The organism is Enterococcus sp. DIV1208 (genome assembly GCF_050530455.1).
Classification (GTDB): domain Bacteria; phylum Bacillota; class Bacilli; order Lactobacillales; family Enterococcaceae; genus Enterococcus_B; species Enterococcus_B hirae.
Genome location: NZ_CP172887.1, coordinates 2,011,414 through 2,024,681, shown reverse-complemented (window position 1 = coordinate 2,024,681; position 13,268 = coordinate 2,011,414). Strand labels below are relative to the sequence as shown.

General features: G+C 37.8%; 12 protein-coding genes and 1 other annotated feature. Of the genes, 11 read left to right on the top strand and 1 reads right to left on the bottom strand.

The genetic code is table 11. From position 1 onward, the window contains the following. Nucleotides 1-55: 55 nt before the first annotated feature. The 5 genes from IGK91_RS09325 to IGK91_RS09305 all read left to right on the top strand — a co-directional run bounded on the left by IGK91_RS09325 (nt 56) and on the right by IGK91_RS09305 (nt 7,281). On the top strand, nt 56-2,416 hold the full coding sequence (locus IGK91_RS09325; protein ID WP_081123230.1) for an endonuclease MutS2: 2,361 nt from the start codon (nt 56-58) through the stop codon (nt 2,414-2,416). Between the two features lie 85 nt (nt 2,417-2,501). Further along, the gene (gene trxA / locus IGK91_RS09320) at nt 2,502-2,816 is read left to right on the top strand and encodes a thioredoxin (RefSeq protein WP_010718648.1); all 315 of its coding nucleotides are present in this window, start codon (nt 2,502-2,504) and stop codon (nt 2,814-2,816) included. A gap of 195 nt (nt 2,817-3,011) precedes the next feature. Continuing rightward, nucleotides 3,012-4,790: an excinuclease ABC subunit UvrC gene (uvrC, locus tag IGK91_RS09315; protein ID WP_010738020.1), complete on the top strand. Its 1,779-nt coding sequence runs from the start codon at nt 3,012-3,014 to the stop codon at nt 4,788-4,790. A gap of 336 nt (nt 4,791-5,126) precedes the next feature. Next, the gene (locus tag IGK91_RS09310; RefSeq protein ID WP_010718646.1) at nt 5,127-6,026 is read left to right on the top strand and encodes an ABC transporter ATP-binding protein; all 900 of its coding nucleotides are present in this window, start codon (nt 5,127-5,129) and stop codon (nt 6,024-6,026) included. Next, a complete protein-coding gene (locus IGK91_RS09305; protein ID WP_010738019.1) occupies nt 6,019-7,281 on the top strand; it encodes an ABC transporter permease in 1,263 nt (420 codons plus the stop codon). The genes IGK91_RS09310 and IGK91_RS09305 overlap by 8 nt, the downstream gene beginning before the upstream one ends. A gap of 147 nt (nt 7,282-7,428) precedes the next feature. On the opposite strand, the gene IGK91_RS09300 is transcribed toward IGK91_RS09305, so the two are convergent. Then, a complete protein-coding gene (locus IGK91_RS09300; protein ID WP_034867347.1) occupies nt 7,429-8,148 on the bottom strand; it encodes a gamma-glutamyl-gamma-aminobutyrate hydrolase family protein in 720 nt (239 codons plus the stop codon). Nucleotides 8,149-8,363: 215 nt separating this feature from the next. Continuing rightward, nucleotides 8,364-8,412: a sequence feature (sodium ion sensor (DUF1646 type); this cis-regulatory element may regulate processes involved in with the transportation of sodium ions), on the top strand. A 107-nt stretch (nt 8,413-8,519) separates the two neighbouring features. Between IGK91_RS09300 and IGK91_RS09295 the strand changes: the two genes are divergently transcribed. The 6 genes from IGK91_RS09295 to IGK91_RS09270 are packed head-to-tail and all read left to right on the top strand — an operon-like array spanning nt 8,520 to nt 13,262. Further along, nucleotides 8,520-8,873 (top strand): ATPase V, encoded by a 354-nt coding sequence (locus tag IGK91_RS09295; protein ID WP_205943385.1) that lies wholly within the window; start codon nt 8,520-8,522, stop codon nt 8,871-8,873. Beyond that, nucleotides 8,860-10,854, top strand: a complete 1,995-nt coding sequence (locus IGK91_RS09290) for a V-type ATP synthase subunit I (RefSeq protein ID WP_034867349.1) — start codon at nt 8,860-8,862, stop codon at nt 10,852-10,854. The genes IGK91_RS09295 and IGK91_RS09290 overlap by 14 nt, the downstream gene beginning before the upstream one ends. Nucleotides 10,855-10,877: 23 nt before the next feature. Next, nucleotides 10,878-11,348, top strand: a complete 471-nt coding sequence (locus IGK91_RS09285; protein ID WP_010738015.1) for a V-type ATP synthase subunit K — start codon at nt 10,878-10,880, stop codon at nt 11,346-11,348. A 27-nt stretch (nt 11,349-11,375) separates the two neighbouring features. Next, nucleotides 11,376-11,960: a V-type sodium ATPase subunit E gene (gene ntpE, locus IGK91_RS09280; protein WP_010738014.1), complete on the top strand. Its 585-nt coding sequence runs from the start codon at nt 11,376-11,378 to the stop codon at nt 11,958-11,960. 14 nt (nt 11,961-11,974) lie between these two features. After that, complete coding sequence (locus IGK91_RS09275) at nt 11,975-12,961, top strand: V-type ATPase subunit (RefSeq protein ID WP_010738013.1); 987 nt, start codon at nt 11,975-11,977, stop codon at nt 12,959-12,961. Continuing rightward, complete coding sequence (locus IGK91_RS09270) at nt 12,951-13,262, top strand: V-type ATP synthase subunit F (RefSeq protein ID WP_010718638.1); 312 nt, start codon at nt 12,951-12,953, stop codon at nt 13,260-13,262. The genes IGK91_RS09275 and IGK91_RS09270 overlap by 11 nt, the downstream gene beginning before the upstream one ends. Nucleotides 13,263-13,268: the final 6 nt, after the last annotated feature.

Sequence of the window (13,268 nt, the reverse complement as noted above, 5' to 3'; positions counted from 1 at the left end):
CAATGAGTCAATGCGAAATGTGACAACTTCTTTTAGTGAAAGTTAGGGTGATAACGTGAATAATCGAATCCTAGAAACATTAGAATTTGAAAAAGTGAAACAGCTTGTTCGTCAGTTTGTGGTAACTGCGCAAGGAACAGAAGAACTCGCAAAGTTAGTGCCGATCAACCAACAAGAGAAATTAACAGATTGGTTAGCAGAAACAGAAGATGGCTTAAAAGTTCAAAGGTTACGTGGGGGAATCCCTATTCCTAAGTTAGAGAACATCCGACCTCATATGAAACGAATTGAGATCGGTGCTGATTTAAATGGACTCGAATTAGCGCAAGTTGCACGTGTTTTATCGACTACAAGTGAATTAAAACGATTCTTTGCTGATTTAGCAGATAGCGAAATTGAATTTTTACGTCTTTATTTCTGGGCAGAACAATTGGTGACGATCCCCGAATTGAATCGACGTTTAAAAGAGTCGATCGATGAAGATGGGCGAGTAACAGATGATGCTTCCCCTGAATTAAAAATCATTCGTCAAAATATTCGTCGAAGTGAACAAACGGTGAGAGAACAACTAGATGGCATTGTTAGGGGGAAAAACGCCAAATACTTAAGTGATACGATTATTACCATGCGAAATGATCGCTATGTGATTCCTGTCAAGCAAGAATACCGGGGTGTCTTTGGTGGGGTAGTCCATGATCAAAGTGCTTCTGGGCAAACATTATTCGTTGAACCAAAGCAAATCGTTGAATTAAATAATCGCTTGAGACAGTATCAAATTGCAGAGCGCAATGAGATCCAACGTATTTTAAGTGAACTTTCTGCTGAACTGGTTCCTCATCGACATGAAATCATTCATAACGCATACGTGATCGGTAAACTAGATTTGATGAACGCCAAAGCACGTTTTGGGAAAGAACTGAAAGCCATCGTTCCTGCAATCAGTGTAGAAAATCATGTCATTTTAAAACAAGCAAGACATCCGTTGATTGATCAAGAAAAAGTGGTGGCTAATGATATCAGTATTGGAAAAGAGTACCAAGCGATCGTGATTACTGGTCCAAATACTGGAGGAAAGACGATCACTTTAAAAACTTTAGGATTGTTACAATTGATGGGGCAATCGGGTTTACCGATCCCTGTAGATGAAGAAAGTCAAATCGGTATTTTTGAGGAAGTATTTGCTGACATCGGTGATGAACAATCCATCGAGCAAAGTCTCTCAACATTTTCTTCCCATATGACAAACACCGTCGATATCTTGGCGCATGTGAATGAAAAAAGTTTAGTCTTGTTTGATGAATTAGGCGCAGGAACAGATCCCCAAGAAGGGGCAGCTTTAGCGATTGCTATTTTAGACGATCTTGGGAAAAAATCGGCTTATGTGATGGCTACGACACACTATCCAGAACTAAAAGTTTATGGATACAATCGGGCGAATACAATCAATGCAAGTATGGAATTTGACGTTGATACACTTAGTCCAACGTATCGTCTGTTGATTGGTGTACCAGGGCGAAGTAACGCATTTGAAATCTCTAGCCGCTTAGGATTAGATCAATCAGTCATCAATGAAGCCAAACAATTAATGAATGACGAAAGCCAAGATTTAAATGAAATGATCGCTGATTTAGAAAATCGACGAAAAATGGCTGAAACGGAGTATTTAGAAATGCGCCACTACGTTGATGAAGCACAAGAGTTATATGAAAACTTAAAAGAGGCGTATCGTTATTTCTTTGAAGAACGAGAAAAAGAAATCGAAAAAGCTAAGAAAAAAGCCAATGAATTAGTTTCTGAAGCACAAGAAAATGCGGAAAAAATCATTGCAGATATTCGTAAAATGCAACAACAAGTAGGACAAGGAAATGTAAAAGAGCACCAATTGATTGATGCGAAAACCAAATTGGCAAACTTACATCAAGAAGAACAACTGAAAAAAAATAAAGTGTTGAAAAAAGCCAAAGAACAAAAAACATTGAAACCAGGCGACGAAGTTTTAGTGACAACTTATGGTCAAAGAGGAACCTTGTTACGTAAAAACGGGGAGCAATGGCAAGTGGAAATCGGGATTTTAAAAATGAATGTTTCTGAAAGTGAATTAACGCCCGTTGCTCCACAAAAGGAACCAAAACAGCGGATCATTCATGCTGTACGTTCTGAATCAGCTAGTCACGTGTCGAACCAACTAGATCTTCGTGGCAAACGCTATGAAGAAGCGTTGAGTGAGGTTGACCAATACCTTGATTCAGCGATCCTTGCTGGCTATCCCCAAGTAACGATCGTACATGGAAAAGGGACCGGAGCTTTGCGTCAAGGAATCACCGACTACTTGAAAAATCATCGAAGTGTCAAAAGTTTTGAATTTGCTCCTGCTAACCAAGGCGGTAATGGGGCGACGATCGTTAAATTTAAATAAAACTTACTAAATGTAAGCAGAAGGCTCGTCTCGAATCAAGAAAGGTGCTATAATGACTCTAGACTAAAAAATGGAGGTCTTTGATATGTCACAAGTAGTTACAGATACGACATTTAACGAAGAAACAGATAAAGGCTTAGTATTAATCGACTTTTGGGCAACTTGGTGTGGACCTTGTCGCATGCAAGCACCAATTTTAGATCAGCTGTCAGAAGAATACGATGAAGATGAATTCCGAATCGTAAAAATGGATGTAGATGAAAACCCACAAACACCTCAACAATTTGGGATTATGAGTATTCCAACATTATTGTTGAAAAAAGATGGGCAAGTCGTTGAAAAAGCGGTTGGTGTACACTCGAAAGAGCAATTACGTCAAATGATCGATCAATATTTATAAACATCTGGAATGTTACTGAGATATCAATCAATGGATTGATATCTCGGTTTTTTTGTCCTTAGCACAAATTTCAGTAAAACCTTTCTCTAGTTTATCTAAACCCTCAAACAAGTCTAGGAAACAAATGAGCCGATTACGATTCTTTTTGACAGACATGTTATAATTAATTCAATGAAATTTGAAAGGAAGTATTTCATGAACGAACGTATCAAAAATAAATTAGCCTTACTTCCTGATCAACCTGGCTGCTACTTGATGAAAGATAAAAATGGCACCATCATCTATGTTGGGAAAGCAAAGATTCTCAAAAATAGAGTCCGTTCCTACTTTACAGGTAGTCATAATACCAAAACCGAACGATTAGTTAGTGAGATCGAAGACTTTGAATATATTGTTACAGAATCCAATATCGAAGCTTTACTTTTAGAAATCAATTTGATCAAGAAAAATGATCCTAAATACAATATCATGTTGAAAGATGATAAAACGTATCCTTTTTTGAAAATCACAAACGAAAAGTACCCACGCTTAGTCATTACACGTAAAGTGTTAAAAGACAAAGCAGTTTATTTCGGACCATATCCAGATGTTGGCGCAGCCAACGAGACCAAAAAAATCCTTGATCGGTTGTTTCCGTTACGCAAGTGTAAACCTAGCCAAACGAAAGAACCGTGTTTGTATTATCACTTAGGCCAATGCCTTTGTCCTTATTATTTTGATGTTGATCCACAAGTTTACACGAAAATCGTTGATGAAGTTAAAAGCTTTTTAAATGGTGGCTATGAAAAAGTTGAATCAGAAATCCACCAAAAAATGGTTCAAGCTGCTGAAAAGATGGAATTTGAAAAAGCGGCAGAATACCGCGATCAGATACGAGCCATTGAAACGATTATGACTCGTCAAAAAATGACCAATACAGATCTGGTGGATCGAGATGTTTTTGGCTACGCCATTGATAAAGGCTGGATGTGCGTCCAAGTATTCTTTGTGAGACAAGGGAAATTGATTGAACGGGATGTTTCGATGTTTCCTTTTTATAATGAAGCAGAAGAGGACTTTTTGACTTATATCGGGCAGTTTTATCAAGAAAATGAACATTTTATTCCTAAAGAAGTCTTGATTCCTGACACGATCGATCAACCGAGTGTGGAGGCATTGTTGTCCACAAAAGTTTTACAACCTAAACGTGGTGAAAAGAAAAAATTAGTAGAACTTGCGAATAAAAATGCTACGGTTGCATTGAATGAACGATTTGATTTGATTGCTAGAAAGCAAGAACGAACGATTGGGGCAGTGGAACGTTTAGGGAATGCCATGAATATTCCTACACCTGTTCGGATTGAATCCTTCGATAATTCGAATATCATGGGAACCAATCCAGTAGCGGCAATGGTGGTATTCATCGATGGAAAGCCAGCAAAAAAAGAATACCGCAAATATAAAATCAAAACGGTCACAGGACCAGATGATTATGCTTCGATGCGAGAAGTGATCTATCGAAGATATTCTCGTGTCATTCGAGAAGGTCTCCCTTTGCCTGATTTGATTTTGATCGATGGTGGGAAAGGGCAAGTAGATGTCGCCAAAGATGTTTTAGAAAATCAACTTGGGATCGACATACCAGTGGCTGGTATGGCTAAAAATGATAAGCATAAAACGAATGAACTCCTTTTTGGAAATGAACTTTCGGTGGTTCCATTGGAAAGAAATTCGCCCGAGTTCTTTTTACTTCAACGGGTCCAAGATGAGGTCCATCGGTTTGCGATCACATTCCATAGACAACTACGAAGTAAAAATAGTTTTGCTTCTAAGCTGGATGAAATTGAAGGATTAGGACCGAAAAGAAAAAAATTACTTCTAAAAGAATTTAAATCGTTGAAAAATGTTACGGCAGCGACGATGGAAGAACTCCAACAAATTGGGCTACCAAAAAATGTTGCTCAAAATGTTTTTGATAAATTACATGAGAACTAGCATAGGACACTTTACAAACCACGTAAAGTGTCCTATGATTTTTTGTATAACAAATGATGTAGAATTCGTTTTAGTTCGACGAGGCGGGAAGCGCTATGATGACTATTGGAAATGATTATAGCCAACCTAGACTGAATAAATGTCAAAATGGTCGTTGTTTCAATGAAAAAGTGGGAAAGAATGGTTTTCTTTTTAAACTATTCATTTTTCAATAGACTTTGGACCTTTAATTGATAAAGAATCTCTGGACTATTTCATTTTTTGCATTTGTATGCGATTTAAGTTGTCTGAACTATCTGAATATGGTAGAAGAAATGGAGACGAAGGAGTGAGACGATGTTAGAAGTGAAAGATTTGGTTAAGACGTTTGGAGACTATACCGCTGTTGATCATGTGTCTTTTCAAATACCTGATGGAAAGATTATGGGGCTGATCGGACAAAACGGGGCAGGAAAAACCACAACTTTTCGATTGATCTTAGATTTTTTGACACAGGATCAAGGGGAAGTTTTATGGAATGGACAACCTTTGGGAGAAAAAGACTATGACATTATTGGCTATCTTCCTGAAGAACGTGGGTTGTATCCGAAAGTAACGATTCAAGAGCAATTGTTGTATTTTGCTGAATTGAGAGGCAAAAAAAGAAAAGAGATCGAACCAAAAATCGATTTTTGGATGGAAAAGTTCCAAGTAAAAGGAAAGAAAACCGATAAAGTAAAATCATTGTCTAAAGGAAATCAACAAAAAGTCCAATTGATTGCTACGTTGATCCATGAACCTAAATTAATCATATTGGACGAGCCGTTTAGTGGGCTTGACCCAGTCAATGCAGAATTGCTGAAAGATGGGATCATTGAGTTAAAAGAACATGGCTCATGTGTTATTTTCTCCAGTCACAATATGGATAATGTTGAAAAAATCTGTGATCATTTAATTATGTTGCGTAATGGAAAAATGGTGTTAAGCGGGAAAGTCCATGAAATCAGAAATTCTTTTGGACGTACAAAGTTATTCTTAGAATCTGGCTTGTCCCAGCAGGAAGTTGCAATGATCGAAGGAGTCGAAAAAGTCGTCACTCATGAAGATCAAACGCTTGAAATCACTTTAAACGATCCTGATGTAGGAAAAGAAATCTTTACCCGAGCAACACAATTTGGCTATATTCCAATGTTCAATCAACAACCGCCTACCTTAGAAGAGATATTCAAAATGAAAGCAGGTGAGATTGATGCGTAAATTTTGGATCATTACAAAAGATGTCTATTTAAAAAATGTCAAATCTATCTCTTTCTTAATTATGATCTTAGTGCCATTCATTATGATAGGAATCGTTTATTTAGCAGGCAATTTTGCTCAGCAAAACAGTGAGATTAATAAAATTGGTGTATTGTCCGAAAATCAACAAGTAACGCAACAGCTTGAACAAGTAAAAACCGATGAGTTCAGCTTTCAAGCGGTTGATTCGCAAACACAAGCTCAAAAAGAATTAGCCGATGAAAAAATTGATGCCTATTTAGTCGTCACGGTCGAAAACGATCAGCTAAAAGGTCAACTTTACAGTGAAAATTCGTTAGGACAAAGTACACAATTGTTGATCCAACAGCAATTAACTGGGTTGCAATCACTATTGCGAGCTAGCCAACTGGGACTTTCTCCTGAAGAAGTAGCTAGTCTTAGTCAACCAGCAAGTTTGACTAGACAAAAAGTAAGTTTTGATAGTAATAACAAAATGAAAGTTGGAGAAGATAATTCTGGCGTACAATATGCGATTAGTTATGCAGCAACCATTATCTTATTTATCATTATCCTGACTTATTCACAAATCATCGCGCAAGAAATTGCTTCTGAAAAGGGAACTCGAATCATGGAAGTCATTTTATCAAGTACGACAGCTCAAAAACATTTTTATGGTAAATTGACTGGTGTCTTGTTAGTTGCTTTAACGCAGATGGCTCTATACGGTGTGATTTTGACTGTGGGATTCCAACAATTTAAACATATGGATTTTGTAAAAAGTATCATAGAGAATATTTCACTAGATAAGATCATCGGACCATTTTTATGGTACGCATTGTTGTTTATGTTCTTTGGTATCTTGATCTTCTCCGTTTTAGCGGCTTTATGTGGATCATTAGTCAACAAAGCAGAAGATACAGCAAAAGCGATTTTACCAGTTACTTATCTTTCTTTAGGTGGCTATATGCTTGGGTTGATCTTAGGCGCATCTGATCCAAACAATATCGTGATTCGGATCACGTCCTATATTCCGTTCCTTTCTTCTTATATTATGCCGATTCGTTTGGCGAATGAGACAGTGGGAATGACTAGTGTATTGATTTCACTTGTAGTGTTAATCATTGTCACATTCCTGCTAATGTTCTTCTCAGCGAATATGTATAAATCAAATGTTCTTGTTTATAGTGAAGGTGGCTTATGGAGTTCATTGAAACAGTCACTTTCAATTATGAGAAATGAACGTAAGAAATCCTAACCGACTGACTATTAAAAGCAGTATCGGCACAACAAAATGGTAAATGAAAAACTAAATGCTGGCGTTATTTCGGTTGATCTACGAAATAACACCAGCATTTTTTAGGATATTCTAAAGGAAAAAAATCGTTGCCCAATCACTTCAGGACTAAAATTCTTGAACAAAAAAATCAAATAATCCTTGGTCAGTGGAATTGCTTGAATGTGTCAGCTCTGGATGCCATTGTACACCAAACAATCGAACATCCTTATCGAGACTTTCAATCCCTTCCACTAGACCATCAGGAGAAAAGGCTGTAGCTTTTAATGAAGGTGCCAGCTCTTTCAACGCCTGATGATGATAAGAGTTTACCAAATAAGTATCAGGTAGTAGCTGATGTAATAGAGTGTCGGGTAAAATCTCTACTTCATGAGTAGCAAATTGTGGGGCGGTTGGATGCTGTTCATGTTTGACCGACCACTTAGGGTAAGTGGTTAAATCTTGATACAAACTACCCCCAAGCACGACATTTAAGAGTTGCATTCCACGACAAACAGCAAAAATTGGTTTGTTTTGCTTCAGAGCCTCGCTGATAAGTGCCGCTTCAAAGAGATCTCTTTGAAGATTGGTTTCTAAAAGTTTTGGATGGGGAGGTTCATGATACAGTTGTGGGGAAATATCCTGTCCACCGGCTAAGATCAGTTTATCGATTTGGTCAATATAAGCAGAAGCAGTCTTAGGGGATGAGATCGGTAAAACGATCGGTAAACCATCCGCCTGCTGTACAGCATTGACAAAGCCTTGGGGAGTATAGGTTACTTGATTTCCTTGAAAAGTATCTGTCGCTCGGATCAACTGATTTCCAGCAATTCCAATAATGGGTAACATAAACATTCCTCCAAATCGTCTATTCGTTCTATTCTATCAAGAATAAAAAAAATTTAAAACTATTTGAAATAGATCTAGTTTGGGAATAAATATGAAGAAAAAATTTTTTTCATGAGAATTTCTTATAAAAAAACAGAGTTACCGAGGAAAAATATGGTGTTTTTATTGAATTTTTTCGTCATTTTGGTACAATAGAATTAAATCACGAATAAAATGGTTGGGCATAATGCTTCAAGGATCGCGTTCTTCAAGGGGTGAGAAGAACATATTGAAGGGCTCAGCATCATTAGTCAACTAAAGGGCACATACTTTCAATGTAACGAGAGCATGTGTCCTTTTTTAATCGAAAGGGGGAAGTGATTGTGACAGAAATGGCGCGAATTTTGACAAGAATCAAAGAAGCAGAAGAGAATAATCAGAAAAAAGAAGAGCAGGTCAAAGCTGAACTTGCTCAATATGAACAATTAAAAAATAACGAATTAATCGATTTGAATAAAGAATTCCAAGAACGATTAACCAAGCTGATGAAAGAAAAAAGAAAAAATGAAGAGGAAGTAACTGAAGACGAACAGCACAAACTGGAATTGATTTTAGAACAATTTCGTCAAAAAGTTCTTGAAATAGAAAAAACATATTTAGAAAAAGAAGAAGAGGAAATAGCGAAGAAAAAGAACTTAACAAATGAGATCATTGAAAGGATGAAACAAAACAATGGCTGTCACTAAAATGGAAAAAGTGACTCTCATTTCAGATAAGAAAAATCGTGAAATCTTGTTGCAAGCAGTTCAAGGACTCCATGCAGTAGAAATCCGTGATCTGTTCCAAGAATCTGAAAACAATCAATGGGTAGAGACGTTTTTTCCTGAACCAGAGATGATCGATAAGGACAAGGAACTTGCGAAATTATCCTATAAATTAACGGATATTCGTACAGCTATCCAATTTATCGAACATCATGGCGAAAAAAGTCAGAAAAAACAACACTTAAAAAGGCGTGAACTTTCGTTAGATACTTTGGAAAAAAATTATTCAGAAGAAGCTTTTTCGAAAAAGCTGGAAGAAGTCTTACTTTTGAAGGAACAATGGGAGCAACTGGTAGATGAACGCCAACAATTGGAAGACCAAGAGAATTGGTTGCTCAATTGGCAAAATCTGGATTTGGCGCCTAAAGCATTTGATAGTCAAATGACCAAGCTAGTCATTGGAACGGTCAATGCTAAAAATGCTGAATCTTTTAAAGCTGAAGTTGCTGAGATAAACGAAGCCTATTTAGAAGAAATCAACTCTTCACCAACAACGACTTACTTTGCCTACATTGTTTTACGAGCTGACGAGTCACGCATGGAAGAAATCGCCAGTCGTTATGGATTTGTTAAAGAAGACTATCTGTATGAGGGGACACCACAGCAACAGTTAGTTGCTGCAAAACAAAGTTTACAGGAAATCAAGGACCAACAAAAGAAACTGTCTTCAGCCATTGGAGCTTGTAGTGGGTATATCAAAGATTTCGAATGGACGGAAGAAATCTTCTTGGCTCGCTCTGAACGAGAAGCAATCAAGGACCGGATCATTCATACTCCTTATCTGATTCTGATTCAAGGCTGGGTGGATCATGAAGAAAAACAAGAATTGATCCACATGCTACAAAATGTCTTAGCAAGTGAAGAAGTCTATTTGACCTTTGACGAGCCAACGGACAATGAAATTGCTGAAGAAGTACCGACCAAACTAAAAAATCACCCGATCGTCGCTCCTTTTGAGATGTTAACGGAGATGTATAGTTTACCAAAGTATGAAGAAGTTGATCCAACGCCGTGGATGATGCCGTTTTACCTCGTCTTTTTTGGCATGATGGTGGCGGATATCGGGTATGGGTTACTGATGTTTTTAGGGGCATTTTTACTCCAAAAATTAGTGGTATTGCCACGGGGAATGCAACGTTTTGCAAAATTCTTTGAGATTCTAGCAATCCCTTCGATCATCTGGGGATTTATCTATAGCTCATTTTTTGGGGCGGCATTGCCTAAAGAAATTTTTGGTATTCATTTACCATTTCCGATTTTGTCTACTACAGATGATGTCAACACGATCTTGATTTTATCCGTAATTTTTGGGTTGATCCAAATTTTAGTCGGACTATTTATTGCTGCTAAGGAACATATCAAACGAAAAGCATATGTCGATGCCGTGAATGATGGGTTTGCTTGGCAAGGGATCTTGCTTGGTATCATTCTGATTTTATTGGGAACGATGATCCTTAAAAACAACGCCTTTGTTTATTTAGGCGGTGCATTAGCTGTTCTTTCAGCCGTATGTATTTTGATCATTCCTGTTTTCCAATCTTCTTCAAAAGCCAAGGGGATCGCCAAAGGTGCGTATAATTTATATGGTCTAACTGGCTATATCGGAGACTTAGTCAGCTATACACGACTAATGGCACTGGGAATCTCTGGAGGAAGTATTGCCGCAGCATTCAACATGTTAGTTGCTTTTATGCCTCCAGCTGCTCGTTTTAGTGTCGGAATTTTATTGATCATTGTCCTACAGGCTTTGAATATGTTCTTAACACTTTTGAGTGCCTATGTACATGGCGCACGATTACAATATGTAGAATTTTTTGGAAAGTTTTACACTGGAGGAGGGCGTTCCTTCAAACCACTAAAAACGGTGGAGAAATACGTCAACATCAATCATAAGAAAAAATAGAAATATTGGAGGAATTTGATACAATGATGGATTATTTGATTACTCAAAATGGTGGAATGGTATTTGCAGTATTAGCGATGGCAACAGCAACGATTTTTTCAGGAATCGGGTCTGCTAAAGGCGTTGGAATGACTGGGGAAGCGGCAGCAGCATTGACGACCAGTCAACCAGAAAAATTCGGACAAGCGTTAATTTTACAATTACTTCCAGGTACCCAAGGATTATACGGCTTCGTTATCGCCTTCTTGATTTTTATCAACTTAGGCAGCGATATGTCTGTCGTTCAAGGATTGAACTTCTTAGGAGCTTCCTTACCGATTGCCTTTACTGGTTTATTCTCAGGGATCGCTCAAGGGAAGGTTGCAGCTGCTGGTATTCAAATTCTAGCGAAAAAACCTGAGCATGCAACGAAAGGGATCATTTTTGCTGCGATGGTTGAAACATATGCCATCTTAGGTTTCGTTATTTCTTTCTTACTGGTCTTAAATGCGTAATAGCCTAGCTTATAAGGAGGAATGACGGTGGATGCGATTGATAAAATCATCACTCAAATAAATGAAACAGCACAACTCGAACGTGCATCATTCGAAGAAATGAAGCGCAAAGAAATCGATCAAAAATTCGAAGTGAAAAAGTGGCAGATCGAAGCAGATTTTCAGAAAGAAAAAGCAAGTAAACTGGAAGAAATTGAACGAAGTTATCGCCAGTTGAGAAACAAGCAAAAAATGCAAGTGAAACAAGAAATCTTAAATGCGAAACAAGAAGTTTTACAGCGTTTATTCACGGAAGCAACGCTTCAGTTAGAAAATGAACCAAAAGAAGAACAACTTGCGTTGATGAAGCAAATGATCCAAACATTACCGATCAATGGCACAGCTCGCTTGATCCCAGGAGAAAAATCAGCGGATATCTTAACACCTGCGGTCATCGCTGAATGGAATGAAGAACTTCCTTTTGAATTAATCCGGGAAGACTTTACTGAAAAAGCACAAGCTGGGTTGATCATTGATGATGCTGGTATCCAATATAACTTTTTGTTTAGTCACTTGATCAAGGAAATTCAAGAGACGATGAGTGCTGAAATTGCCAAAGAATTATTTGACTAAGGAGGGATTGTCAAATGGAGTATCATGAATTAAATCCCTTGATACGTGGTAGAGAATTAGAGTTGATTTCAAAAGACACGTTTGAGCAAATGATCCAAACCGATTCGATCGATTCACTTGGAGAAATCTTACAATCCACGATCTATCAGCCGTATATCTATGACGGCTTTGACAAGGATTTTGAAGCCAATCTCTCTCAGGAACGCAGCAAATTATTCCAGTGGTTGAAAGAATCTGCACCAGAACCAGAAATCGTTTGGATCTATACGATGCGTTACACTTTCCATAATTTGAAAGTATTGACAAAGGCTGAGATCACAGGGCAAAACCTTGATCACCTTTACATCCATGATGGATTTTATTCGCTGGAAGTGTTGAAAGATGCGATTCACACGCAAGTGTCGGTGGAATTGCCAGACAGTCTCATGGATTATATTCGAGAAGTTCATGAATACTGCGAAGAATCGACTATTTTACAAGGGATCGATGTGATTTATGACCGTTGTTTTCTAACCGAGCAACGTCGCTTAGGGGAACAGCTTGGTTACCCTGAACTATTAGAAGAGATCATTGCTTTTATCGATTTAACGAATATCACCACGACAGCAAGAGGGATCTTGCAGCATCGTTCTGCAGGTTTTATGACAACAGTTATTTCAAGTTCAGGAAGTATTCCGAAAGACACATTGCTTTCCTTTGTTCGTGGGGAAATGGCATCTTTTACTCAGTTTTTACTGACAACAGATTACAGTGAGCTATTAAAGCAAGTCATCCATGAAGAACAGATTGATTTAGTTAGCTTGGAACAATTGAAAGATGATTATTTAAGTTCTTTTTATCAAGTAGCACAGACACAAGCGTTTGGCCCGTTACCATTACTAGCTTTTTTGAACGCAAAAGAAGTCGAAAGTAAAAATCTGCGCCTTTTGATCATTGGCAAACGAAATCACTTTTCACTGGAACAACTAAAAGAAAGGATGAGACAGGTCTATGACTTATAAAATCGGAGTAGTAGGTGACAAGGATTCTGTCTCGCCTTTTCGATTATTTGGCTTTGATGTACAGCATGGTACGACAAAGACTGAAATAAGAAAAACAATCGATGAGATGGCTAAGAATGAATATGGTGTGATCTATATCACCGAACAATGTGCAAATCTGGTCCCTGAAACGATTGAGCGCTATAAAGGACAATTGACACCTGCGATCATTTTGATTCCTAGTCATCAAGGAACCCTTGGTATCGGTTTAGAAGAGATCCAAAATAGTGTGGAAAAAGCTGTTGGACAAAATATTTTATAATAGGAA

Bases quoted from the DNA above. Each gene is read 5' to 3' on its own strand.
- trxA (WP_010718648.1), top strand. From the start codon at position 2,502: ATGTCACAAGTAGTTACAGATACGACATTTAACGAAGAAACAGATAAA.
- uvrC (WP_010738020.1), top strand. From the start codon at position 3,012: ATGAACGAACGTATCAAAAATAAATTAGCCTTACTTCCTGATCAACCT.
- IGK91_RS09310 (WP_010718646.1), top strand. From the start codon at position 5,127: ATGTTAGAAGTGAAAGATTTGGTTAAGACGTTTGGAGACTATACCGCT.
- IGK91_RS09305 (WP_010738019.1), top strand. From the start codon at position 6,019: ATGCGTAAATTTTGGATCATTACAAAAGATGTCTATTTAAAAAATGTC.
- IGK91_RS09300 (WP_034867347.1), bottom strand. From the start codon at position 8,148: ATGTTACCCATTATTGGAATTGCTGGAAATCAGTTGATCCGAGCGACA.
- IGK91_RS09295 (WP_205943385.1), top strand. From the start codon at position 8,520: ATGGCGCGAATTTTGACAAGAATCAAAGAAGCAGAAGAGAATAATCAG.
- IGK91_RS09290 (WP_034867349.1), top strand. From the start codon at position 8,860: ATGGCTGTCACTAAAATGGAAAAAGTGACTCTCATTTCAGATAAGAAA.
- IGK91_RS09285 (WP_010738015.1), top strand. From the start codon at position 10,878: ATGATGGATTATTTGATTACTCAAAATGGTGGAATGGTATTTGCAGTA.
- IGK91_RS09275 (WP_010738013.1), top strand. From the start codon at position 11,975: ATGGAGTATCATGAATTAAATCCCTTGATACGTGGTAGAGAATTAGAG.
- IGK91_RS09270 (WP_010718638.1), top strand. From the start codon at position 12,951: ATGACTTATAAAATCGGAGTAGTAGGTGACAAGGATTCTGTCTCGCCT.